This window comes from Acidimicrobiales bacterium (assembly GCA_035533595.1).
Lineage (GTDB): Bacteria > Actinomycetota > Acidimicrobiia > Acidimicrobiales > Bog-793 > DATLTN01.
Genome location: DATLTN010000003.1, coordinates 1 through 22,792 on the forward strand (window position 1 = coordinate 1; position 22,792 = coordinate 22,792).

Annotated in this window: 24 protein-coding genes; 10 read left to right on the forward strand and 14 right to left on the reverse strand. The window is 72.6% G+C overall.

The window, feature by feature from the left end; translation table 11 throughout:
* The 4 genes from VNF07_00225 to VNF07_00240 all read right to left on the reverse strand — a co-directional run.
* Positions 1-346: ArdC-like ssDNA-binding domain-containing protein (locus VNF07_00225; protein ID HVB04665.1), on the reverse strand; the 346-nt coding region annotated here is incomplete at its 3' end.
* Between the two features lie 231 nt (positions 347-577).
* Positions 578-1,138, reverse strand: a complete 561-nt coding sequence (locus VNF07_00230) for a hypothetical protein (GenBank protein HVB04666.1) — start codon at positions 1,136-1,138, stop codon at positions 578-580.
* 196 nt (positions 1,139-1,334) lie between these two features.
* A complete protein-coding gene (locus VNF07_00235; GenBank protein ID HVB04667.1) occupies positions 1,335-2,120 on the reverse strand; it encodes a L,D-transpeptidase in 786 nt (261 codons plus the stop codon).
* Positions 2,120-2,563 (reverse strand): hypothetical protein, encoded by a 444-nt coding sequence (locus tag VNF07_00240; protein HVB04668.1) that lies wholly within the window; start codon positions 2,561-2,563, stop codon positions 2,120-2,122. The genes VNF07_00235 and VNF07_00240 overlap by 1 nt, the downstream gene beginning before the upstream one ends.
* Before the next feature lies 1 nt (position 2,564).
* Here VNF07_00240 and VNF07_00245 point away from each other — a divergent pair, with 1 nt between their 5' ends.
* From VNF07_00245 to VNF07_00255, 3 genes are all read left to right on the forward strand, one after another.
* A complete protein-coding gene (locus VNF07_00245) occupies positions 2,565-2,846 on the forward strand; it encodes a hypothetical protein (GenBank protein HVB04669.1) in 282 nt (93 codons plus the stop codon).
* Positions 2,847-3,579: 733 nt separating this feature from the next.
* Positions 3,580-5,364: an MFS transporter gene (locus tag VNF07_00250; protein ID HVB04670.1), complete on the forward strand. Its 1,785-nt coding sequence runs from the start codon at positions 3,580-3,582 to the stop codon at positions 5,362-5,364.
* Between the two features lie 37 nt (positions 5,365-5,401).
* Entirely contained in the window at positions 5,402-5,707 is a 306-nt protein-coding gene (locus tag VNF07_00255; protein HVB04671.1) for a hypothetical protein, read from the forward strand.
* Here the strand turns inward: VNF07_00255 and VNF07_00260 are convergent.
* The 3 genes from VNF07_00260 to VNF07_00270 are packed head-to-tail and all read right to left on the reverse strand — an operon-like array spanning position 5,685 to position 9,087.
* Positions 5,685-6,083, reverse strand: a complete 399-nt coding sequence (locus tag VNF07_00260; protein ID HVB04672.1) for a hypothetical protein — start codon at positions 6,081-6,083, stop codon at positions 5,685-5,687. The genes VNF07_00255 and VNF07_00260 overlap by 23 nt on opposite strands.
* A 35-nt stretch (positions 6,084-6,118) precedes the next feature.
* Positions 6,119-7,255: a hypothetical protein gene (locus VNF07_00265; GenBank protein ID HVB04673.1), complete on the reverse strand. Its 1,137-nt coding sequence runs from the start codon at positions 7,253-7,255 to the stop codon at positions 6,119-6,121.
* Positions 7,252-9,087 carry an SCO family protein gene (locus VNF07_00270; protein ID HVB04674.1) on the reverse strand — a complete coding sequence of 612 codons (1,836 nt, stop codon included), beginning with the start codon at positions 9,085-9,087 and terminating at the stop codon, positions 7,252-7,254. Before VNF07_00270 ends, VNF07_00265 begins: the two co-directional genes overlap by 4 nt.
* Positions 9,088-9,206: 119 nt before the next feature.
* Here VNF07_00270 and VNF07_00275 point away from each other — a divergent pair, with 119 nt between their 5' ends.
* The 3 genes from VNF07_00275 (at position 9,207) to VNF07_00285 (ending at position 11,756) form a co-directional block, all read left to right on the forward strand.
* A complete protein-coding gene (locus tag VNF07_00275; GenBank protein ID HVB04675.1) occupies positions 9,207-9,731 on the forward strand; it encodes an RNA polymerase sigma factor in 525 nt (174 codons plus the stop codon).
* A gap of 64 nt (positions 9,732-9,795) precedes the next feature.
* Positions 9,796-10,779 (forward strand): cytochrome c oxidase assembly protein, encoded by a 984-nt coding sequence (locus VNF07_00280; protein HVB04676.1) that lies wholly within the window; start codon positions 9,796-9,798, stop codon positions 10,777-10,779.
* Between the two features lie 38 nt (positions 10,780-10,817).
* Positions 10,818-11,756 carry an aldo/keto reductase gene (locus VNF07_00285; protein ID HVB04677.1) on the forward strand — a complete coding sequence of 313 codons (939 nt, stop codon included), beginning with the start codon at positions 10,818-10,820 and terminating at the stop codon, positions 11,754-11,756.
* Positions 11,757-11,774: 18 nt separating this feature from the next.
* Here VNF07_00285 and VNF07_00290 read toward each other — a convergent pair whose 3' ends face one another.
* The 4 genes from VNF07_00290 to VNF07_00305 all read right to left on the reverse strand — a co-directional run bounded on the left by VNF07_00290 (position 11,775) and on the right by VNF07_00305 (position 15,436).
* A complete protein-coding gene (locus VNF07_00290; GenBank protein HVB04678.1) occupies positions 11,775-12,770 on the reverse strand; it encodes a hypothetical protein in 996 nt (331 codons plus the stop codon).
* Positions 12,771-12,797: 27 nt separating this feature from the next.
* Positions 12,798-13,781, reverse strand: a complete 984-nt coding sequence (locus VNF07_00295) for a hypothetical protein (GenBank protein ID HVB04679.1) — start codon at positions 13,779-13,781, stop codon at positions 12,798-12,800.
* A gap of 73 nt (positions 13,782-13,854) precedes the next feature.
* Positions 13,855-14,613 carry a VOC family protein gene (locus VNF07_00300; protein ID HVB04680.1) on the reverse strand — a complete coding sequence of 253 codons (759 nt, stop codon included), beginning with the start codon at positions 14,611-14,613 and terminating at the stop codon, positions 13,855-13,857.
* Between the two features lie 79 nt (positions 14,614-14,692).
* Entirely contained in the window at positions 14,693-15,436 is a 744-nt protein-coding gene (locus tag VNF07_00305) for a class I SAM-dependent methyltransferase (GenBank protein ID HVB04681.1), read from the reverse strand.
* A gap of 50 nt (positions 15,437-15,486) precedes the next feature.
* Between VNF07_00305 and VNF07_00310 the strand changes: the two genes are divergently transcribed.
* Complete coding sequence (locus tag VNF07_00310) at positions 15,487-15,975, forward strand: metallophosphoesterase family protein (GenBank protein ID HVB04682.1); 489 nt, start codon at positions 15,487-15,489, stop codon at positions 15,973-15,975.
* Positions 15,976-15,980: 5 nt separating this feature from the next.
* Here VNF07_00310 and VNF07_00315 read toward each other — a convergent pair whose 3' ends face one another.
* A complete protein-coding gene (locus VNF07_00315) occupies positions 15,981-16,334 on the reverse strand; it encodes a phosphomannose isomerase type II C-terminal cupin domain (GenBank protein HVB04683.1) in 354 nt (117 codons plus the stop codon).
* An 82-nt stretch (positions 16,335-16,416) separates the two neighbouring features.
* Between VNF07_00315 and VNF07_00320 the strand changes: the two genes are divergently transcribed.
* On the forward strand, positions 16,417-17,151 hold the full coding sequence (locus VNF07_00320; protein ID HVB04684.1) for a class I SAM-dependent methyltransferase: 735 nt from the start codon (positions 16,417-16,419) through the stop codon (positions 17,149-17,151).
* Position 17,152: 1 nt separating this feature from the next.
* On the opposite strand, the gene VNF07_00325 is transcribed toward VNF07_00320, so the two are convergent.
* Positions 17,153-18,619, reverse strand: a complete 1,467-nt coding sequence (locus VNF07_00325; GenBank protein ID HVB04685.1) for an MFS transporter — start codon at positions 18,617-18,619, stop codon at positions 17,153-17,155.
* Between the two features lie 93 nt (positions 18,620-18,712).
* On the opposite strand from VNF07_00325, the gene VNF07_00330 reads away from it, so the two are divergent.
* Positions 18,713-19,738, forward strand: coding sequence for an ABC transporter substrate-binding protein (locus VNF07_00330; GenBank protein HVB04686.1), 1,026 nt, complete (start codon positions 18,713-18,715; stop codon positions 19,736-19,738).
* Positions 19,739-19,783: 45 nt separating this feature from the next.
* Positions 19,784-21,577, forward strand: coding sequence for a hypothetical protein (locus VNF07_00335; GenBank protein HVB04687.1), 1,794 nt, complete (start codon positions 19,784-19,786; stop codon positions 21,575-21,577).
* Positions 21,578-21,586: 9 nt separating this feature from the next.
* Here the strand turns inward: VNF07_00335 and pobA are convergent, their stop codons facing one another.
* Positions 21,587-22,789, reverse strand: coding sequence for a 4-hydroxybenzoate 3-monooxygenase (pobA, locus tag VNF07_00340; GenBank protein HVB04688.1), 1,203 nt, complete (start codon positions 22,787-22,789; stop codon positions 21,587-21,589).
* Positions 22,790-22,792 lie beyond the last annotated feature (3 nt).

Sequence of the window (22,792 nt, forward strand, 5' to 3'; positions counted from 1 at the left end):
GGTCGAAGACGGCGACGGCGCGAAAGCCGTGCACCCGCTCGACCGGCTCCCCGTCGGGAGACTCGGCGCTGCGACGCCGGATCGGGGCGAGGATCCAGATCGCCTGCTCGCCCCGCCGCACGACGCGGTGCAGTCGGCGCCAGGTGGCGTAGCCGGCGACCTGCGTGGCCTCGGGGAACTGCGCCGCGATGAGCAGCGCGTTCGCGTAGCTGTAGCGGTGGAAGCGGCTCTGGAACTCGAGATAGCGCCGCCACTCGGCTGACGAGGTGAGCTGCTCTACGCCCGTGGCGAGGTCGTGGAGGAGCTCGGGGATGCGCGAGCTCGGATCGGTCGTGGAACGGGGCACCTGCCGGACCTCCCAAGGGGAAGCGGCGCAGGCCGAGAAGTGCGGGCCGCGCCGTCATCTGCACTGACGAGGCCCCGTGGGCGAGGCTCCGGGACGGCAGACCGACGGCGGAACAGCGAGGAAGGTAGTCCGGGGCTGCCTCAGCCCGGGTGGGCAGGCGTCAGCCGCGGGGAGCGCGGCACCAGAGAGAGGAAGAGGGAGGCGGTGAGAAGCGGGGTGCGGCGGCCGGGATCAGGCTGGCAGTTTCCACACCAGGAGCGCGGCGAGCGCCACTCCCGGGCCGCCCGATGTGCTCGATCCGAGCGTGGTGGCGTCGATGAAGAGCTTCGCGCCCGGAACCGGCGGGGTGCTCAGCACGGCCCTCCGGTGGCCGTTGCAGCCGGGCGCGCTCGGCGAGGTGCAGTCGAGGTTCCACGTTGCCGCCGCGGAGCCCTGCCAGCCGTCGTGGAAGACCCACGCCGAGACGATGGGGAGGGATGCAGTCGGGCCCGTCGCCGACGTCGGCAGCAGTCCCCACACGCTCTCCTCACCGACGACGCCGGCGGCGACCGGCGCGAAGGGCGGGTCGTTGTTGTCGCGGACGCCCTGCAGCACCTCGGCGCTGTAGGACTTCGTCAGCTGGCCGAGCGGCAGGCCGAACTTGTGACGAAGGGCGTTGATCCGAGCGACAACGAGCCTCGCGGAGAGCGCTGTCGTCGAAGAGGTCGAGATGGCGGATGCGGGAGCGCTGGCAATCCCCAGCGCGACCACCGCCGCAGCCGCCGCGAGGGCGGTCCGAAGTCGGCTTGGCACGCCAAAATTTTTGCCACTGGGGCGTGCCAAAGCAAGGACATCAGCCCTCAGGAGCCTCTATACCCGCCCCTCCAGTTCCTAAACTTCGAGAACCAACTTCTTTTTTTCCCAGGTCAGCGGGGGTTCCAGCCGCCGGCAGCGGGACCCGCCATCAGTTCTGTGACAATTCTGTGACGCGATCTGGAACCGCGCGAGATCACCGGGAAATCACCACGGGAGTGCCGAGCGGCAGTATCCGGGCGAGCTCGGTGATCATCGAATTGGAGAGGCGCAGACAGCCGTGGCTGAGCGAGCCGCCCACCGAGCTCGGCACGTCCGTGCCGTGCAGTCCGATCTCGCCGGGGCCTCCTCCGAAGCTCTGGAGCACGTCGGAGTAGGCGGAGAGGCCGAAGGCGTACGGGCCGTACTCGCCGTGAGGATCGGGCTGCTTCAAGAGCCCGACCAGGTAGTAGACGCCGGTCGGGGTCGGAAGCACGGAACGACCGACGCCGACCGGCGCGGAGACGATCGGCCGGCTCCCCGAGAAGACGTAGAGCCGGTGCCGGGTGAGGTTCGCCTCCACGAGGTAGTTGTCCGAGGCGAGCTGCACCGCGCTGCCATGGATCCACGCCTGGCTCCCGTTGGGGCGCAGCGGCAGGTAGACCCGGACCCACGACGGCGCCAGGGAGAGCTCCGACACCAGGAAGACGAGCGGCTGACCGCCCGCCGGGGCCGAGAGGACCCGGTACGGCGTGCGGGAGGTCGGGGAGGCGTAAAGCGAGACGATCGTCCCCCTGGCGCTGGCGACGGCCTGCGGAGAGGCGAGCGTGCGGACGGGGGCCTGGGCAACGGCGCCGCGCTCTGGAATCGCCGCGCCCGCTGCGAGTGGTGCACTGAGGGCCAGGACGCACGAGACCAGCAGCACCTGGCGGACCCTCCGGACGGGCGACCGGCAGGTGGTGGCGGGCCGGCCGCGCCGTCCGAAGGGCAGGAGGTTCCGCATCAGCCGGTGAAGCTCGCTGCCTTGAGCACGGGCTTCGCCGGCTTGGCCGGGGTGAGGGCCTTCGCCCGCAGCTGGGGCACCCGCACGTCGGCCCTGACCTCGCTCCTCACGGGGCCGGCGGTGAGACCCTGGGGGCTCGTGCCGGTCGCCGTGGCGAGGTTGCGGAACATCTTTCCGGTCGGCACCGAGAGCAGCACGTGCGAGCAGGTGAAGCTCGCCGACTGGCCGGCCGCGACAACCACCGGGTCCGAAGGCGAGAGGGTCCCGGCGTCACAGCGGCGGTCGCTCAGGGTCACGGTGAGCGAGGTGTTCCCCGTGTTCGTGACCACCATCTGGTACATGAGGTCGTCACCGACCCTCGCCCGCACCGGGCCGCGCACGAAGGCGCCCGAGTTGTTCACCCGCTCGGTCTTCACGAGCGTGAGGCCGACGGTAGGGGCCACCGTGGGCGGGGTGGGGCTCGGGGTCACTGCGGGGGCAGTGCTCGGAGCGGGCGTCGACGAGTTGCTCGACGGGGTGCTCGGGGTGCTCGGGGCGGGCGCCGAGCTCGGGGCGGGGGGCGTGCCCGACCCGGTCGGGCCGGTGGGCGCCACGCAGTTGCTCGGCAGCATCACCGAGCCGGAGACCGAGTTCGTGGTGCCGTCGCTCCATTTGCCGTTCACCGTAAGGGAATCGGTACCGCTGCTGCCGGCCGGGAGGGTCTGGTTCAGTGTGGCGGTCTCGTAGGGCACCTGCGCGGCTTGATTTGACCCATTTCCCTGCTGAGCGATGGTGAAAGAGGTCGGGCTGACACTCGACACACCCCCTGTTGCGGCGGTGACGGTGGCGTTTTCGCTCTCGCTCCAGTCATTTGACACGGTCCATGCGGTCTTGTACCCGGAGCCGAGAGGGCTGGCGCACGATACGACGCCCTGCACGTAGTTCCCGTGCGCGCTGGCGACGGTTTCGGCGACCGTCACCATGCCAACGGCACAGCTCAGAGCCACAAAACCTTGTACACATCTGCGGGCCATTTGGCCGCGCTGAACTAGAATTTTCACTTCGCGGTTCTCCCTCACGCCTTGACAGCGAGCGCCATCTACCCCCTTTTGCGGGCTTCTAACGAGTCCCATGTTTTTGCAAAGCGAGAGACCATCATCTCAGATGCAGTTCGTGCGCCGATCAAACAATCAGCAAGATGGGATTGCATGGCACGTAGCCAGCAATTTGTCGGCATTTCCCTCGCGAGGCGACCCCAGGCCGTCGTTCTGAGCGGAAATGCACAATGTGGGATGGCGTATCCGGCACCCGCGCCGGCTGTCGACATTCCGACGCCGAGGGCGGCGGTGCCGTAATTCCGGGCACATATCCGCAACGCCGGATGGCGCGTCCCGTAACCACGCCGTTTGTCGGAATTCCATCTCGGGTAGGCAGCGAGCCATCGGCCCACGGGCGTGCTGACGACGGGAGGCGGAAGGCGATGAGCGCATTGGACGTCGCTCCGAGGCACGGCGCCGACGAGGGCGGGGAGATCCGGACGCGCATCCCCGCTCGCCTCGACCGCCTCCCCTGGTCGAAGTGGCACTGGATGGTGGTGATCGGCCTCGGCACGGTCTGGATCCTCGACGGCCTCGAGGTGACGATCGTCGGCGCCGTCGGCAGCACGATCACCAGGGCGGGCAGCCACATCGCGATCACCACCGCGCAGGTCGGTGACGCGGCGGGCTTCTACGTCGGAGGGGCGTGCCTCGGGGCGCTGCTCTTCGGCCACCTCACCGACAAGCTCGGCCGCAAGCGCCTCTTCCTCGTCACCCTCGCCCTCTACCTCATCGCCACGCTGCTCACCGCGACCTCGGTGAACGCCTGGATGTTCTTCGCCTTCCGGTTCTTCACGGGAATGGGGATCGGCGGCGAATACGCCGCGATCAACTCGGCGATCGACGAGCTCATCCCGGCGCGCGTCCGCGGCACCGTCGACCTCGTCATCAACGGCTCGTACTGGGTCGGCACGGCGGCGGGGGCGGCAGCGACGCTCATCCTCCTCGACCCCAACTTCCTCGCCACCGACATCGGCTGGCGCACCTGCTTCGGCCTCGGAGCAGTGCTCGGGATCGCGATCCTGATCGTCCGCCGCCAGCTCCCGGAGAGCCCCCGCTGGCTCCTCACCCACGGCAAGCAGGACGAGGCCGAAAAGACCGTCAGCGACATCGAAGCCCAGGTCACCGCGTCGACCGGCGTCCGCCTCGACGAGCCGGACGAGGAGATGACGCTGAAGCCCCGTGAGGACGTCGGCGTGCTCGAAGTCGGCAAGACGCTCTTCCTGCGCTACCCCCGGCGCTCGGTCCTCGGCGTCTCGCTCTTCGTCGGACAGGCCTTCCTCTACAACGCCGTCTTCTTCACCTACGCGCTCGTCCTCACCACCTTCTTCAAGGTCTCGAACGACAGCGTCGGCTACTACCTGATCTCGTTCGCGGTGGGGAACTTCCTCGGCCCGCTGCTCCTCGGGCGCCTCTTCGACACCGTCGGCAGGCGAGCGATGATCGCCTCCACCTACATGCTCTCGGGGGCGATGCTCGGCGTGACCGCCTGGCTCTTCGCCGCCGGAGACCTCACCGCCCTCACCCAGACCATCGCCTGGGTCGTGATCTTCTTCTTCGCCTCGGCGGGGGCGAGCGCCGCCTACCTGACGGTGAGCGAGATCTTCCCGATGGAGACGCGGGCGCTCGCGATCGCCTTCTTCTACGCGGTCGGCACGGGGATCGGCGGCATCATCGGCCCGGTGCTGTTCGGGGCGCTCATCGCCTCGAACAAGGCCAGCGAGGTGGCGATCGGCTACGTGGTCGGCGGAGTCCTGATGTTCGCCGCCGGCCTCGTCGAGATCATCCTCGGCGTCGACGCCGAACAGAAGAGCCTCGAGGACATCGCCTCACCGCTCAGCGCGGTCGGCGCCGACGGCGGGGGGACCGGGGCCCCGTCGCGCGCACCGGCGACACGGGGGACCGTCTCGCCGACGGCGTGGGCACCGCGGCCGCAACGCTCGCTGTACCCGCGGGACAACCCCTACCGCCCGGCGGAGGTCGACAAGGTGCTCGCAGCGCTGCGCGACGCCGGCGGCGCGCTCTCCTTCAACGAGCTCGCGGCGGTGAGCGGCGGCCGCTACTGGGGGCCGGGGCGCCTGCGAGCGGCGCTGCGGGCGACGATCGCCGACGGTCGCGTGCGCGCCCTTGGACGCGACCGCTACGGCCTCACCGAAGCGGGGCGCTGAGAGCTGAGCACACTGAGGGGCCGCTAACGTCGGCGGGGTGAGCGCTGGCTGCAGCGAGAGCGGGTCGCCCTTCTGGACCGCCCCCGACGGCGAGCTCCCGAGCGACGTCGAGCTCGAGGCGCTCGCGCTCGGGCGCCCCCTCGACGAGCTCGAGTTCGCCCCCGCCGTCACCCTCTACGAGGGCCGCTCCTCCGGCGAGGGGCTCCTCCCCGGTTGGTACATGCCGCCACCGATCGCCCGCTACCGCGGCGGCTGGCGGAGGAGGGTCATCGCCGGCCTCGTCCTCGCGCTATTGCTCATCGAGGCCGCAGGCCTTTGCGTCACCTACGGCCCGATCGGCTGAGGGTCGCGGCCGCGGAGCGGCCCGCGACGTGCGCTGCCGCGAGGCCGACGGTGCAGGGCGTCGCCGGACGGGTGGGGCGCGTCGCCGCCGGCGCTGCCAGTCCCGAGGCGAAGGCGCCCCCGGCGAAGGCCAGCGGCAGGAACGCCGCCGCCCAGCGACCGAGCTGACGCGGGCGGTCGCGCCGGCCGGGCGCGGCCACGACGGGCTCCTCGAGGCCGTGCAACGGGCGCACCGCCGGAGCGACCAGGGCGTCGAGGACGTCGAGGCGGGCGACGAACGCTCGACACCCCTCGCAACGGACGAGGTGCTCCTCGGCCAGCTCAGCGGGGATCGGCGGTGCCTCCCGGTCACGCAGCGCCGACAGCGCCTCGCGCACAAGGGCACAGGCAGGCTCGCGGCGCGACGAACGGCTCATGGCGAGGGGGACGTCTCGAGCGGCACCCGCAGCCGCTGCACGACCTGCCAGGATCCGCCGGCGGACAGCCGTTCGATCGTGAGCTCACCGCCGCGGGCGACGAAGGCCTCGACGGCGCCCGACGGCTCCACGGCGAGCACCGAGGTCCCGGGGGGTGGCGTGAGCGGGCGCAGCGCGCGCGGGCCGTACACGAAAGCGCCACCTGCGCCCTGCACGACCGCGAACAGGCCCCCCGGGGAGAGGAGGCCGGTCGAGAGGAGGTGGGCACCGCTCGGGACCGCCACGGCCGCGGCGGGACGCCCCGCCGCGGCCCCGGTGCCGCTCTCAAAGAGCAGGCGGTGGGTAACGCTCGTGGCGAGGAGGAGGGCCGCGGCGGAGTTCCCGATGGTCGCGAGGCGCAGTACGCGCAGGCGGTCGCCGCGCACTCCCGCCGGGAGCTCGAGCGGGTAGGCCCGCCAGCCGCCGCCGGAGAAGCGGAAGAGGCCGACGCCGCCGGGCCGGCCGCACGCCGCGCCGACGAGTGCGGAGCCGTCCGGCAGGGCCGCGACCGCCGTCAGCGCCTCGGGCGCGCAACCCCTCGCGACCGGGCTCGCTGCGAGCCCGGGGAGGCTCGCCACCTGGTGCCAGCTGGCGAGCGCTCCCGAGGCGCTCACCAGCACCGCGGGCGAGCGCACGAGCGCGAACGCCGTCCCGCTCGCAGCGATGGTGAGGGCGTCGGGAAGCGGCGAGACGAGCCTCGGGAGGATCGTCCCCGACCAGCCGCTCGCCCCCCCGCTCGTGCGGGCGAGCGGGGTGAAGCGCAGCTGCTGGCTCGGCAAAAAGGCGCTCAACAGCCCGGTGCCGGCGGCGCTCGTGATCACGAGCCCACCGGTGCTCGCCACCCCCGGCGGCGTCGCCAGCTTCCACCCTCCGCTCCCGTCGTTGCGAAGGAGCTGCCAGAAGGCCTGCCCGGTCTCGCCCGCTCTCGCCGCGAGTGACACCCAGCTCCGCCCTCCGGCGGAGAGCGAGACGGCGAGCGGCACCGCGAGGGGCGCCGGCGGGTCGGCGGCCGCGCCCGCCCCCCAGGGCAGTGCCGTGGAGAGGCCGGCCGCCAGCGTGACGAGCGCCACGAGGCGCATCGCGCGGCCCCTCACGGGAGCACCTTCTCGAGGCTCGAGACGACGACTCCGGAGAACGAGGACTCCGACGCCGCGCTGCTTGGCCCGGGGTCGCTGTTCAGGATCTCCCGGACCCGGCCGTGCGGATCGATGAGATAGGCGATGTCGGCGTGCTGCACCATCGCCCCGCCCGGCGCCACCGCCACCGCCACCGCCACGTCGTAGTTCGCCCACAGCCGCTGCAGCACGGGCACGGGGCCGGTGAGGTAGAGCCAGTTGGGGAGCGAGGAGAGGCCCTCGGTGGCATCGAAGGCCCGAATCGCGGCGAGCGAGTGGTAGAGCGGGTTGGCGACCACGGCGACGATCTCGACGCGCCCGGCGAGCGCGCCGAGCATCGCGTCGGCACGTTTCAGTTCCTGGGCGATCACGGGGCAGTCGGTGGTGCAGACGGGGTCGAGGAAGGTGAGCAGGACCGCCTTGCGGCGCAGGCTCGCCGCCGTCACCGTCGTGCCGCGCTGGTCCTGTAGGGAGAACGACAGCAGCGGGAAGTCGGCAGGGCTCGGCGCCCCGTCGATCGCCTCGGTGAGGATCGGGTCGGCCACCGGGTTGAGTGAGGCGACCGCCATCGGTACGGCGCCGAGGGCGAGGAGCACGACCGCGCCGAGCGCGGCGAGGCTGCGCAGCAGGAAGGCCGGACGATCGAGGAGCCCTGCGAGGCGCGCCCGCCACGGAACGCCCGGCGGAGGAGCCGCCGGCGCCGGGGCGGCCGCCGCGACGGCCGCCCCACGGGACGCGAGCAGGCCCGCCGTGGCCAAGAGGATGAACGGGAGCATCGTGTTGGGGTCGGTGCCGACACCCCCGAGAAAGCCGAGGTCCTCGACGAGGACCCAGTCCGCGACGCACAGGACGGCGTTCGCGACCGTCGCCCACCGCAGCGCGCGGCGGCGGCCCGAGCAGAAGGCAAGGCCGACCGCCGCGAGGAGCACTACCGCGACGAGGTTCACGGCGAAGCCGTGCGCGCCGATGAGGTCGGAGAAGTCCCGGACGAGGCGCGCCAGCCACCCGGGCTGCGGGGTCGCAGCCATGTCGCGGATCATCCCGGTGAGCGTCCCCGGCGCGCCGCCGGGAAAGCTCCCCTGCCAGAAGCCGCGCCCCGGCCAGGCCTGCAGGAGCGCCATCGCGAGATAGAAGAGGCCCATCCCAAAGAGCAGCCGCCGGCCGAGTCGCGCCGTCCACGCCCCTTCCCGCAGGCAGACCAGCCCGCCCGCGACGGCGTAGACGAACGCCGCCCCCGGCGCCCCGAAGAGCCACGTCACCCCGCCGCCGAGGAGGCCGCCGAAGGACTCCCCGAAGGCCCACACCACGAGCCCCCAGGACATCGCCGCGAGGCCGGCGAAGCGCGACCACGCGCCGCGGGGCGCGACGAGGAGCAGCAGGCCGATCCCGACCTGGATCCACACCCCCGCCGCGGCGGCCGTCACGGGGTGGTCGTTCCAGGTCGTCACCGACACCCCGGCGAGATGGCGCACCCAGGACGGTGAGCTCGCGCCCGCGGGGGCGATCACGCCGGAGGCGAAGCCGAGGGGCATCGAGGCCTGACCCTGCAGGACCCCGTCGAAGAGCCACAGGCAGCCGAAGCCGATCCGCAGGAGCCGCCGCGCCGCGGGCTCGGGAGCGACCACCGCCTGCTGCCCGGCGACGTGCGGCGCGGCGGCGCGGCGGTAGGCCGCGGCGCGCAGCACGTTCCAGGCGATCGCGAGGAGCGCGAGGAACGCGATCGCGACGAGGCCCTGGCGCAGCAGGGCCGACTGGAAGGCGGCGACGATCGTCGGGTTGTGGGTGTTGAGGCTGGTGCCCATTCCGGGCATCGGCGACGCTCCTCTCGCGGCCCGCCGAAGGGCAGTCGCGGTGGGATAGAGACGGCGGCGGCGGCGAGAGTTCCCGCCCGTCTGGAAGGGCGCGCGCCCGCCCGTTACGGTCGGTGGCGATGGACGAGATGAGCGCGCTGCTCGGCGCGGCGCGCGCCGGGAAGGCGGGCGCCTTCGAGGAGCTCATCGCCGCCAGTCGGCCCGAGCTCGGCCGCTTCTGCCGCTTCCTCGTCGGCCCCGACGAGGCCGAGGACGTGCTGCAGGAGGCCTACCTCGCGCTCTGGCGGGCGCTCCCGAGCTTCCGCGGCGAGTGCAGCGCCCGCAGCTGGCTCTTCCTCATCGTCCGCCGCAGCGCGCAGCGCCTCTCCGAACGGCGCGGCCGCGCCGCGCCGCGCCGCGCCGCGGTGATGCAGCCGCCCCCCGCCCCCGGCGCGCGCCTCGAGCTCGTCGAGCTGCTCGCGACCCTCGACGCCGATCGGCGGAGCGCCTTCGCCCTCACCCAGCTCCTCGGCTTCTCCTACGCCGAGGCGGCCGCGATCGCCGAGTGCCCGGTGGGCACGATCCGCTCGCGTGTCGCGCGCGCCCGGGAGGAGCTCAGCGCGCGGCTGCTCGGCGAGGGCGTAGCGCCTGCGCTCGGCGCCTGAGGCGCCGGAGTCGCCCGCCACGGGGGCCAGTAACCTTGCCTCGGAGGTCGCGTTGGGAGGCGGGATGGCGCAGATGCAGGGGATGAGCCCGGTCCGCTTCACGCTCGGCAACACCTTCACCCACTGGGTGTGGAGCCCGTTCCCGCTCGCCGTCCTCGTCGTCCTCGTCCTCATCGGCACCTGGTACCTGCGCGCCGACTGGCTCCTCGCCACCCGCGGGCGGCGCTGGCCGGCGGGGCGGCGGGCGTCCTTCTTCGGAGGACTGCTGGCGATCGAGCTCGCGATCGGCTCCCCGGTCGCCGCCTACACGATGCGCTACTTCCAGGCGCACGTGATCCAGCACCTGCTCCTCATGGTGGTGGCGCCGCCCCTCCTCGCGCTCGGCGCCCCCTCGACGCTGCTGCTGCAGACCGCCTCCCGACGCACCAAGGAGCGCTGGCTCGGCGTCCTCCGCTCGTCGTGGTTCGCGCTACTGAGCCACCCGTTCACCAGCTGGTTCCTCTACTTCGGGGTGATGATCCTCTTCTTCTTGACCTCGCTCATCAACACGGCGATGAACCACATGGCCCTGATGGACGTGATCAACGTGGTCTTCCTCGTCGGCGCCACCTTGTACTGGTGGCCGATGGTCGGCGTCGACCCGATCATCCACTGGAAGATGGGCTACGGCGCCCGGATGCTGAACATCCTTCTCGGCTCGGCGATCGAGGCCTTCCTCGGGGTCGCGATCCTCGCGATGACCCACCCCATGGCTTCGATGTACAGCCTCTCGAGCACCCACTCGGGCGGGGCGCTGCTCTGGGTCTCGACCGAGGTGGTGACGCTCGCCGCCTTCATCCCGATCTACTTCCAGTGGATGCGCTCCGAGGACCGCGCCGCGGCGCGCGCCGACGCGCGCGCCGAGCGGGTGGCGGCCGAACCCGCTAATGCGGTCCCGGCGAACCCCTCCGCGCCGCGCTCGGCCTGGGAGGCTGCCTTCTTCGCGAAGGCGGGCGACCTCCCCGCCGTGACACGCGCCTCCGCGCCCGGCGAGGCCCCCACCGCCTGACCCGGCGGCGCCCGCGAGGTGCGGCCTAACCTCGGGACATGGACTACCGAACCTTTGGCCGGACCGGCCTACGCGTCAGCGTCGCCGGCATCGGAGCAGGGGGTGCGAGCCGCCTCGGGCTGTCGTACGGCGGCAGCGAGGAGCAGGCGATCGCCGTCATGCACCGCGCCATCGACCTCGGCATCAACTACTTCGACACCGCCGAGTCGTACCAGACCGAGGAGGTCGTCGGACGGGCGCTCGCCGGTCACCGTGACGAGGTGGTGATCTCCTCCAAGATCGCCCCCTTCCACCCCGACGGCGTGATGCTCACCCGTGCCGAGCTGCGCGAGGCGGTGGAGGCGGCGCTCACCAAGCTCCAGACCGAGGTCGTCGACGTCTACCACCTGCACCGGCCGTCCCTCGAGCACTACGACTACTGCCGGAACGAGCTCGTCCCCGAGCTCGAGGCGATGCGCGACGAGGGCAAGCTGCGCTTCCTCGCCCTCTCGGAGAGCACGAGCCTCGACAACCGTCACTCGATGCTGCACCGCGCCGTCGAGGACGACTGCTGGGACGTGATCATGACCGGCTTCAACCTCTTCAACCAGAGCGCGCGCGACGAGGTCTTCCCCGGCACGATCGAGAAGGGCGTCGCCGTCGAGATCATGGGAGCGGCACGCGGCCCGTTCAGCCGCCCGGAGGTCCTCGGCGGCGAGGTCGCCCGCCTCGTCAGCGCCGGAGAGCTCGACCCCTCCAAGGTCGACCCCGAGCAGCCCCTCTCGTTCCTCGACGCCGCGCCCGGCGTGGACTCGATGGCCGACGCCTCCTACCGCTTCGCGGCGCACGAGCCGGGCGTCAACGTGGTGCTCATCGGGACCGGCAAGATCGAGCACCTCGAGGAGAACGTCGCCGCCCTCTCCGGCGGCCCGCTGCCGGACGCGGTGCGCGAGGTGATGGTCGAGGGCTACGGCCACCTCGCCCTCGGGCGGGGCTGAGCGCGGCCCCCGAGGGCCCTACAGCTCGAGCGTCGGTGGGTAGAAGATCTCGTCGAGCTGCATCCGCCGCGCCGTGAGGCCCTGCTCGAAGGAGTAGTCGGCGAGGGTCTCGAGCGTCTGCCGGTTGGCGATCACCCCGTACGGGAAGAGGTCGGCCTCGAGCTCGGCGGCGGTCGCCGCGTCGATCGTCCCCGAGGCGAGCGCCGGCTCGAGCGAGGCCCGCCACTCGGCCGTGCCGAGGTCCTTCGCCGCGAGGAAGGCCGAGTAGAGGTTGAGCGCCACCCACGGGTGCGCTTCGAGGACGTCACGGCGCACCACCGCGCCGTGGTTGATCGGGTAGATCCCCGTCTTCTTGAAGTAGCGGATCCCCTCGGCCTCGGGGTCGGGGAAGAGCGGGCGCACCGTCGATCCGGGATTGAACTGCGTGGTGCTCCGGTCGACGAGGTTGGTGTTGCTCCCGAGGTAGTGCAGGGCTCCGTCGAGCTCGCCGGACTGCAGCATCTTCCCCATGTCGGTGTCGCGGGGGATGTACTCCAGGCGCACGCCCTCGGGGGGCTGGAAGCCGGTCATCCCACCGTGGCTCTTCTCCGGTGGGCGCTCCATGAACCAGTGCACGTCGCGGGGGTCGAGGCCGAACTCGTGCTGCAGGATCCCCCGCGCCCAGAGCGCGGCCGTCTGCTGGTACTCCGGGACGCCGATGCGCTTGCCGGCGAAGTCGGCCGGGGAGTTGATCCCCGCGTCCTCGCGGGCGAGCGCGCCGACGTGGAAGAAGCGCCGCGAGGTGAAGATCGGGAGGCCGACCCACGTGCGGTCGCCCTTGGAGAGCGCGATCAAAAGGCTCGACATCGAGAGCTCGGAGACCTGGAACTCCTTGAAGCCGAGCTGGCGCCAGGCGAGCTCGGACATGCCGACGGCGGTGGTCTGCAGCTCGAGGCCCTGCGGCTTGATCCGTCCGTCGAGGACCGGGCGCGAGCGGGGGTTGCTCGCGAAACCGAGGCTGAGGGTGAGGGGCACGGAATCTCTCCTGTCTCGCGGCCGCGCTTACGCGGGCTTCCAGTAGCCGAAGGCGTTCCCGACCGGCGAGGCGTAGATCGGGATGTAGTCGAGGACGACCGAGGGCTCGCCCTCGATCACGCCCGCCGCGGCGATCCAGCAGAGCGTCTCGCGGCTTCCTCCCTGCGGGCCGGTCGGCGAGGGGAGACCGGTGACGCCGCGGCGGACGACCGTGGTGTCCTGGCTCGGATCGTCGGAGGAGACGCGGTAGCCGTCGAAGAGCTCCACCCAGGACGCGACGTCCCCGGCCGTGAGGTACTCGAGGCCGAGCTGGTCGAACTCCTCGTTCAACCAGGAGCGCTCCTGGCGGGGCGTGTGCCACAGCCCCCCCGAGCCGATGACCACGACGCGCAGCTCCTCGGGGTACTCCTCGATGAGGCGCCGCACGGCGCGCCCCACCTCCGCACAGCGCTTCGCGCTGATCTGCGGCGCGTAGTAGGCGTTCAACAGCACCGGCACCGTCGGGATCTCGTAGTCGGTGAAGAAGCCGAGCGGGAGCATCACCGCGTGCGACATCCCCCGTTCGGGGCGCGGGTTGTCGAGCATGAACGCGGGGTCGAAGCCCGCGCCGAGCAGCCCGGTCAGCAGGTGGGTGGCGAAAGCGGGGTGGCCGGGGGCGTCGGGGTGCAGCTTGTCGGGGTGGACGTCGTGGTCGGCGGGGCGTGGCCCCGGGCGGGCGGCCATGCGCTCGCCGAGGTAGACGGCGAGGGCCGGATGATTGTCGAAGGCGAAGCACTCCTCCTGGTCGTCGCCCATGACGACGAGGAGGTCGGGGCGGAGCTCGGCGAGCTTGGCCCGCAGCGCCCGCTTGCCGGCGACGGTACGCGCCCACTTCGCGTCCATCTCCTCCTGGCTCTCGAAGGGGACGTCCTCGCGGAAGGTGCGGCCCTCGCGCAGCGCCGGCCAGCCGCTCGAGGGGATCGAGGTGCAACCCCCGTGCGACGTGAACAGCACCCCCACCAGTTCGGCCATCGGTCTCCCCTCCCCGCATCGCGAGACGCGAGCGAGCGTACTCAGCGCGCGCCGCGACCTCCCTGGCCGGTGGCTACTCGGCGAAGGTGATCACCGCGAGGACCGCGCCGACGGGATCCTGGATCACCGAGAAGCGCCCCGCCGGGCTGGCGAAGGGGGGGACGAGCACCTCGGCACCGAGCGCCTCGGCGCGCCGCACCGCGTCGTCGCAGTCCACGACCGAGAAGTAGACGAGCCAGAAGGCGGACGTCTCGGACGGCACCGAGGGGGGCATCGCCATCATCCCCGCGACCGACTGCCCCTCGCGGAGCCACTCGGTGTAGGCGATCCCCCCGAAGTCGCTCGTCCGCTCCTCCCAGCCGAACAGCGACTGGTAGAAGGGCTTGGCCACCTCGGTGGCGGTGGTCTGCAGCTCGTTCCAGCAGAAGGCGCCCGGCTCGTTGACGAGCTCGGCACCCTCCGCCACGCCCGCCTGCCAGACCGAGACCGGCGCCCCCGAGGGGTCGACGAGGCCGGCCATCCGCCCCCGCTCGCCGACGTCCATCGGCGGGAAGCGGACGCTGCCGCCGGCCGCGAGCGCAGCGGCCGCGGCCACCTCGACGTCGGCGACCGTGACGTAGGTGTTCCACAGGCTCGGCTCGTCGGCCGAGGGGGCCGGTGACGCTCCGGCGACGAGGCGCCCGTCCTTCAAGAAGAACGAGTAGCCATCGCCGCCCTCGACCTCCCGCACGTCCCAGTCGAACAGGTCGAGGTAGAAGGCGCGCGTCCGGGGAAGGTCCGTCGACACGACGTCCACCCAGGAGGGCGTGCCGACCGGGAACTGCTCCGCCATCTCGCTCCTTCGCGCTCTCTTCCGCCCGCTCAGTGACGCCGAGTGTACGAGGCGACCCGCGCGTGGCGCGGCGTCGGAGTCAGGCGAGTCGGCGGTAGAGGGTGACGAGGGCGTGGTAGCCGATCGCCACCGGTCCCTCGTCGGGGAGGAAGGCGCGCACCTCGGCGGTCACCTCCTCGCGCACCGCGGCGGTCGGGGCGATGTAGCTCATCGAGAGCGCGAGGGCGAGGACCTCCTCGGGCAAGAGCTGGTGGACGTGCGGCACGTCGGCCCGGCGGGCGAGCGTGAACAGGGCGGAGCGGGCAAAGAGATGGTCGGCCGAGGACTGGCGACTGAGGTCGACCGGCCGCCTCTTGGTGAGCACGTCCTCGAGGGCGGCGCCGAGCGGGTCGTCGGTGTCGCGGCGGTTGGAGACGAGGGCGAAGAGGCCGCCGGGCTTGAGGACGCGGGCGAACTCGGCGATCGCCTCGTCGTCGGCAAACCAGTGAAAGGCGGTGGCCGCCGAGATGAGGTCGACCGAGGAAGCGGTGAAGGGGAGGCCGTGCGCCTCGCCGTTGATCGCGTGCACCCTCGGGTGCGCGGCGGCCAGCTCGCGGATCATCGAGGCGACCGGCTCGACGGCGAGCACCTCCGCGCCGGTCTCGGCGAGGAGGGCGGAGAACTTGCCCGTCCCCGCCCCCACGTCGACGAGGCGGGAGCTCGGGCCGAGCGGCCGCTCCGCGGAGATCTCCGCGAGCAACGCCTCGGGATAGGTGGGACGCCCCTGCTGGTAGGCGGTGGCGGCCGCGGCGAAGCCGGTCGCTGCCTGGTCGGGGACCCGCACGCCGGCGATTCTTGCCGAAACGCCGCCCCTCTACCTCCTACCCTCGCGTCGTGCGCGTCATCGTGATCGCCGACACCCACCTCCGCGACGGGGTCGCCGGACGGCTCCCGCCCCCGCTGCTGCGGGCGCTCGAGGGCGCCGACCTCGCCCTCCACGCCGGTGACGTCGTCACCGCCACCGCCCTCGAGGAGCTCCGCGCGTTGGCGCCGACGCGGGCCGTCCTCGGCAACAACGACCACGAGCTGCACGGCCTTGTCCCCGAGCGGCTGCAGCTCGAGCTCTCCGGCCTGCCGGTGGCGATGATCCACGACTCCGGGCAGCGGGCCGGCCGCGAGGCGCGCCTGCACCGCCTCTTCCCCGCCGCCGCGCTGGTCGTCTTCGGCCACAGCCACGTGCCGCTCGACGCGGCCGGCCTCGGCGGCCAGCGGCTGTTCAACCCGGGCTCACCGACGCAGCGCAGGAGCCAGCCGCGCTGCAGCTACGGGTGGCTGGAGATCGCCGACGGGGCGCTGCGCGCGCACGGGATCGTCGAGGTCTGAGGCGGTCAGTCGTCCCGGCCGTAGTCGTCCTGGAGGCGGATGATGTCGTCCTCCCCGAAGTAGTCCCCGTGCTGCACCTCGATGAAGACGAGGTCGTCCTCGCCGGTGTTGCCGATGCGGTGCGCGACGCCGACCGGGACGTCGATCACCGACGCCGGGCCGATCGCGGTCGTCACCTCGTCGAGGATCACGAAGCCGCTCCCCGACACGACGAACCAGTGCTCCGAGCGACGCTCATGGCGCTGGTAGCTGAGCCGCTTCCCCGGCTCGACGGTGATGCTCTTCACCTTGTGGTCGGGCGCGTCGACGAGGACGGTGTAGCTGCCCCACGGGCGGGTGTCGATGAAGGAGTGCTCCACGGGACCATCATCGCAAATCGCACGGGCTGCCGGCCGCGTGCCGCCGCGACCCGGGCGGCCGGCTCGGTTTAGCGTCGCGCCGATGGAGGACTTCGACGCCGCCGCGGTCTTCAACGAGGACTTCAACTACTTCTACGCCGAGCGTGTCGGCGGGGCGCGCAGCGACGAGGAGTTCTCCCTGCTCGAGGGGGTCGCGGGGCCCTTCCCCGGCCGCCTCGTGCTCGACTGCTGCTGCGGCGAGGGGCGCATCGCGAGCCGCCTCCACGCGGCGGGCGCACGCGTCGTCGGCCTCGACCGCTCTCCGGCCTACCTCGCGGCCACCCGCGCCGCCGGCTGCGCCGCGGTCGTGGCCGGGGATGCCCGTGCGCTCCCCTTCCGCGGCGCCTTCGACCTCGTCGTCTGCTGGTACACCTCTTTCGGCTACTTCGACGACGAGACGAACCGCGCTGCGCTCTCGGAGATGCGGCGGGCGCTGCGCCCCGGCGGCCGGCTGGTGATCGACCTCGACGCGCGCGCGCACCTGCTGCGCAGCGGCCTGCCCACCCAGGTGCGCGAACGGGGGGACGACCTCATGGTCGAGCAGTTCCGCTACGACGCCCCGGCCTCACGGGTGCGGGCGATGCGCACCGTCGTGCGTAGCGGCGAGGTGCGTCGCAGCGACTACTTCGTCCGCCTCTTCGGCGAGGAGGAGCTCGCGGCGTGGCTCGCCGACGGCGGCTTCGAGGCGATCGAGCTCTGCGACGAGCGGGGCGGCGCATTCACCGAGGGCGCCCGGCGGATGGTCGTGTCGGCGCGCCGGCCGCTGCGCGCCCGTTGAGTCACTCGCCGGCGGCCGCCGCCCCGGCGGGGCGCCCCCGGTCGCGGCGGTAGAGGCCGCAGGCGACCACCACGGCCACGAGGTAGAGCGCCGCGAAGGCGAGGAAGCCGGCGTCGGTCGCGCGCGCGAGCGCCCGTGTCTGGCCGGCGCCGATGACCCGTTCGGTCCCGAGGTAGATGCGCAACGCGACCGCCCTCGGCAGGCTCGCCTCGGCGACGACGAGGGCGAGGGTGAACGACAGCGCCGTGCCGAGGCTGCGGAGGGTGAAGAACATCCCCGAGGCGACACCGGAACGCTCGGGGGAGACCGTCTGCAGCACCGCCTTCACGAGGCCGGGCCAGGCGAGGCCGTTCGCCGCCGACATCAGCAGCAGAGGCGCGATCACGTCGAGGGGGCTCCCCATCGAGGAGAGCCGGGAGCACCAGACAGCGGCGACGCCGAGCAGCACGAGGCCGGCGACCATCGGGCGGAGCGGGCCGAGGCGGTCGGCGAGGTGGCCGCCCGCGGGCGCGAGGAGGATCTGCGGCGCCGAGAGCGGGATCAGCAGCAGCCCGGCGTGCAGGGGCGTGAGGCCGAGTGAGCCCTGCAGGTAGAAGGTGAGCAGGAAGGTCGTGGCGAAGAACGCGGTCGCGTAGCAGACGACCACGACGAGGCCCCGGCGGTAGGTGCGCGAGGCGAGGAGCGCGAGATCGAACAGCGGCGCGCCCGCCCGCCGCTCGACGGCCGCGAAGGCGCCGAGCGCGCCCAGTGCGACGACGAGCAGCCCGACCACCCGCGGTGACCCCCAGCCCCACGCGAAGCCCTCGGTGAGCGCGAGCAGGAGCGCCGTGAGCGCCAGCGCGAAGGCCGCCATCCCGGTCCAGTCGAGGCGCGGCAGCGGGCGGCGGCGGTCGGGGCGGAGGACGACCACGCCGAGCACCGCGCCGGCGACGGCGAAGGGGGCGGTGGCGAAGAAGATCCAGCGCCACCCGAGGCTGTCGACGATCGCGCCGCCGGCGATCGGGCCGATGATCGAGCCCAGCACCCAGGCCATCGAGTAGAGGCCGATCGCCCTGCCGAGCTCGCGCCGCGGGAAGGTCTCGGCGAGGATCGGGGTCCCCGTCGCGACCCCGAGGGCACCGCCCGCTCCCTGCACGAAGCGGAGGACGACGAGCTCTCCCCCCGAGGTGGCGACGCCGCAGGCGACCGTGCCGGCCGCGAAGAGCACGAGGCCGGCGACGAAGGTGCCGCGCCGGCCGGCGCCGTCGGAGAAGCGCCCGGCGGGGAGGAGGAAGACGGTCGTCGAGAGCACGTAGGCGGTGACCGTCCACAGCCCCGTGGTCACGGTCGTGTGCAGCGACGCGACGAGGCGCGGCAGGGCGACCACGACGATCGTCGCGTCGAGGTTGGTGACGAACGCGACGAGCGTCACCACCGCGAGGACGAGGTAACGACGAGGGTCAGCCGCCTCTTCGTGCGGGGCGGGCATGGTCGGCGAGCGTACCGAGCGCGGGCGTGCCGACGGCGGTGCCGTTGATTAGCGTGCGCCCCGGAGTCGGACCGACGAGCACTGGGGAGCGACATGGCGGACATCGATCTGAGCTTCGCGATCGCGTCGAACCCCCGGTCGCGGCCGATCATCTCCGGGCGGGTGAAGCCGCAGGGGATCGACCTCCACTGCTCGACGATCCACGCCTCGGAGCTCTTCTGGCGGCAGCTCAGTTACCAGGAGTTCGAGCTCTCCGAGATGTCGATGTCGAGCCTGTTGATCGCCATCTCCCGCGGCATCGACACTTTCGTCGGCATCCCGATCTTCACGACGAGGAACTTCTTCCACACCGGCGTGCTCGTCCGCGAGGACCGCGGCATCGAACAGCCGAGCGACCTCGCCGGCAAGCGCGTCGGGGTCCCCGAGTACCAGCAGACGGCCGCCCTCTGGGCGCGCGGCATCCTCCAGCACGAGTACGGCGTCGATCCCCGTGACCTGCACTGGTTCATGGAACGACCGCCCGAGAAGAGTCACGGCGGCGCCACCGGCTTCCAGCCGCCGCCGGGGGTGACGCTCGAGTACATCCCGGGCGACACCGACATGGGCGAGATGCTCGCCACCGGCGAGCTCGACGCGGCGCTCCACTACCTCGCCGGGACGAACAACCTCGTCGATCGGAGCAGCCGGGTCTTCGGCCCCGGCTCGGGCGTCCGTCCGCTCTTCGACGCCCGCGCCGAGTCGGCCCGCTACTTCGCGAAGACCGGGGTCTACCCCGTCAACCACTGCGTCGCGATCCGCCGTGACGTGCTCGAAGCCCACCCGTGGATCCCACTCAACCTCTACTCGGCCTTCCTCGAGGCGAAGAAGGTCGCCGCCGCGGAGTCCTTCGGCGGCGGGGTGTCGAGCTCGGTCTCGGCGGCCGGCCTCGACCCCTTCCTCGACACCGGCACCGTCGGCCCGGAGGTGCAGCAGGCGCTCGCGGTCGACCTCTTCCCCTACGGGGTGCAGGACAACCGCGAGCTCCTCGAGACGATCCTCCTCTACTCCTACGAGCAGGGGCTGAGCCAGCGGAAGCTCGCGCTCGAGGACGTCTTCTACGCGCCCACGCTCGAGCTGTAGCACCTCGCGCCGGGCACCGCACCACCGACGGGCGCGGCGCGCGCGGTGAGCGTCCCGCGCCTCGAGCGCCTCCCCGCTGCTGCACGGTCGGCCGCCGTCCTCGCCGGCTACCTCCTCCTCGCCCTCCTCGTCTTCCTCCCCGTCGGACCGCTCGACGCGAGCCGACTGCCCGACGGCGGGCTCGGCGACCCTGCGCAGATGACGTGGTTCCTCGCCTACACCGCCCACGCGCTCAGCCACGGCCACGACCTCTTCCAGACGACGGCGCTCGGCTACCCCGGCGGGGTGAACCTCGCGAGCAACACCACGGTCCCCCTCCTCGGCGTGCTGTCGACGCCGGTCGTGCTCGCCCTCGGCCCCGTTGCCGCGTTCAACCTGCTCCTCCACCTCGCCCTCGCGCTCTCGGCCTTCTCCCTCTACGCCGTCCTCGGGCGCCTCGGCACCGCCCGTCCCGCCCGCGCCCTCGGCGGCCTGCTCTACGGCTTCGGCCCCTACCTCGTGGGCCAGGCGCGCGGCGACGCCCACCTCGACCTCGCCTTCGGGGTACTCCCCCCGGTGCTCTTCCTCCTCGCCTACGAGGTCGCCACCGGCCCACCCGCCGACGCCCGCCGACGCTGGTGGCCGGAGGTCGGCCTCGGCCTCGGCGTGACGGTCGCCGCACAGTTCCTCATCGACCCCGAGGTGCTCGCGCAGTGCCTCCTCCTCGCCGGTGGCGCGCTGCTCGTCGGCGCGCTGGCCCATCGCCGCGCCCTTCGCGAGCGGCTCGGCGGCTACCTCACCGCCGCAGGCACGGCGCTCTCGGTCACCGCGGCCCTCGTCGGCTACCCCCTCTACCAGCTGCTCGCCGGCGCAGGGCACCTGCGCGGCCCGGTGCAGCCCGTCGCCAAGCTGCAGTTCTTCTCCGAGGACCTCCTCGAACCCCTCCTCCCCACCCTCCGCCAGGCGGTCGACCCCGCAGCCGGGCTCGCGCACTTCGCGACCCGCGACCTCTCCGAGCTCGGCGGCTACCTCGGCCTCCCCCTCCTGCTGCTCGTGCTCGTGTGCCTGCTCCGCCGCTTCGGTGACCCCCTCGTCCGCTGCGGCGCGCTGCTCGGCGGCGCGGCCTTCGTGCTCGCCCTCGGGCCGCGCCTCGTCGTGCACGGCCACCGCAGCGCGCTCGCGCTCCCCGAGGTGCTCCTCTCCCACCTCCCGCTGCTCGACAACCTCGTCCCCGCGCGCTTCGGCGGGGAGGTCGCGCTCTTCTCCGCCGCGGTCGTCGCCCTCGGCCTCGGCCGCGGACCGCTCCCCGCCCGGCGCGGTGCCCGCCTCGGCCTCCTCGGCCTCGGGGCGCTCACCCTCGCCACCCTCGTGCCCGCCCTCCCGCTCGCCGAGAGCGCCCTCGCCTGGCCGGCGGGTCTCCCGGCGCCCCTCACCGCGGCGCTCGCAAGAGACGCCGTCGTCCTCGCCTACCCCTACCCGACCCCGCCCGACATCGAGGCGATGGGGTGGCAGGCCGAGGACGCCTTCTCCTTCCGCCTCCTCGGCGGCTACGCGACCGTGCGCGGGCCCGGCGGCAAAGGGCAGTACTGGCCGCTGCTTCTCGAGCCCGCGGGGGTCCAGCGCTTCCTCGCCGCCACCACCGCCGGCGCAGCGAGCCACTACCCGCGGGCCGCCCCGAGGCCCTCGACCGCGGCCTTCTGCCGCTACCTGCGCGGGGCGCGGGTCACCGACGTCCTCGACTGGCCGCACGGCGTGGACCCCGCACCGGTGCGCGCGCTGTTCCGCGCCGCGCTCGGCCCGCCTCGGCTCACCGCCGGTGGCGTCGCCCTCTACTCCGCCCGGCGCTGCCGCGCGCGCTGAGCGGGACGCTCAGCCGAAGAAGTCCTGCGGCAGCCCGACGTAGTTCTCCGCCAGCGCGCCCATCGCGGCACGCGAGCGAACCGTGTAGGCGAGCTGGGACTCCTGCAGGCGGTCCTCGAGCGCCACCCCCTCCCCGCCGGCCGCGGGCTCGGAGAAACGGTGCAGCATCGAGGTCATCCACCAGGAGAAGTGCTGCACCCGCCAGACGCGCTCGAGACAGGTCGAGGAATACCCGGCGAGCAGCTCCTCGCTGCCGTGCTGCTCCGCGGCGACGAGCGCCGCGGCGAGCACCCGCACGTCGAAGATCGCGAGGTTGAGCCCCTTGGCGCCGGTCGGCGGGACGATGTGCGCGGCGTCGCCAGCGAGATAGAGACGACCGAACTGCATCGGCTCGCAGACGAAACTGCGCATCGGCGTCACCGACTTCTCGATGATCGGCCCGTCGTGGAGGACGAAGCCGTCGTCGGTCTCGAAGCGCTGCGTCAGCTCCTCCCAGATCCGCTCGTCGGGCCACTCCTCGATCCGCTCCTCCGGCGCGCACTGCAGGTAGAGGCGGGAGAGCTCGGGAGAGCGGAGGCTGTGCAGCGCGAAGCCGCGGTCGTGGCGGGCGTAGATCAGCTCCTCGGTGGAGGGGGCGACCGTGGCGAGGATCCCGAGCCAGGCGAAGGGGTAGTGCCAGTCGTAGAAGGTGGTCGCACCGTCAGGGATCGACGGGCGCGAGACGCCGTGGAAGCCGTCGCAGCCGGCGATGTAGTCGCACTCCAGTCGCTCGGCGCGCCCCTCGTGGAGGAAGGTCACGCTCGGCCGCTCGCTCGTGAGGTCGTGCAGGGCGACCTCCTCCGCCTCGTACAGGAGCGTCCCGCCCGCGGCGCGCCGGGCGGCGGCGAGGTCCTTCACCACCTCCTGCTGGCCGTAGACGACGATCGTCCTGCCGCCGGTGAGCTCCGAGAGGGGGACGCGGTGGCGGGTGCGGTCGAAGCGGAGCTCGAGGCCGTGGTGGACGAGCCCCTCACGGGCGACCCGCTCCCCGACGCCGGTCGCCTTCATCAGCTCGACGGTGTCGTGCTCGAGCACCCCGGCGCGCACCCGCTGCTCCACGTAGCTCTGACTGCGGCTCTCGAGGACGACCGAGTCGACGCCGGCGAGCGCGAGCAGGTGGGAGAGCATCAGCCCGGCCGGCCCCGCTCCGATGATCCCGACCTGGGTCCTCATGCC

Coding starts and splice junctions, on each gene's coding strand:
- VNF07_00235 (HVB04667.1), bottom strand. CDS start 2,120: ATGCGGAACCTCCTGCCCTTCGGACGGCGCGGCCGGCCCGCCACCACC.
- VNF07_00250 (HVB04670.1), top strand. CDS start 3,580: ATGAGCGCATTGGACGTCGCTCCGAGGCACGGCGCCGACGAGGGCGGG.
- VNF07_00270 (HVB04674.1), bottom strand. CDS start 9,087: ATGCCCGGAATGGGCACCAGCCTCAACACCCACAACCCGACGATCGTC.
- VNF07_00275 (HVB04675.1), top strand. CDS start 9,207: ATGGACGAGATGAGCGCGCTGCTCGGCGCGGCGCGCGCCGGGAAGGCG.
- VNF07_00280 (HVB04676.1), top strand. CDS start 9,796: ATGGCGCAGATGCAGGGGATGAGCCCGGTCCGCTTCACGCTCGGCAAC.
- VNF07_00285 (HVB04677.1), top strand. CDS start 10,818: ATGGACTACCGAACCTTTGGCCGGACCGGCCTACGCGTCAGCGTCGCC.
- VNF07_00295 (HVB04679.1), bottom strand. CDS start 13,781: ATGGCCGAACTGGTGGGGGTGCTGTTCACGTCGCACGGGGGTTGCACC.
- VNF07_00300 (HVB04680.1), bottom strand. CDS start 14,613: ATGGCGGAGCAGTTCCCGGTCGGCACGCCCTCCTGGGTGGACGTCGTG.
- VNF07_00320 (HVB04684.1), top strand. CDS start 16,417: ATGGAGGACTTCGACGCCGCCGCGGTCTTCAACGAGGACTTCAACTAC.
- VNF07_00325 (HVB04685.1), bottom strand. CDS start 18,619: ATGCCCGCCCCGCACGAAGAGGCGGCTGACCCTCGTCGTTACCTCGTC.
- VNF07_00330 (HVB04686.1), top strand. CDS start 18,713: ATGGCGGACATCGATCTGAGCTTCGCGATCGCGTCGAACCCCCGGTCG.
- pobA (HVB04688.1), bottom strand. CDS start 22,789: ATGAGGACCCAGGTCGGGATCATCGGAGCGGGGCCGGCCGGGCTGATG.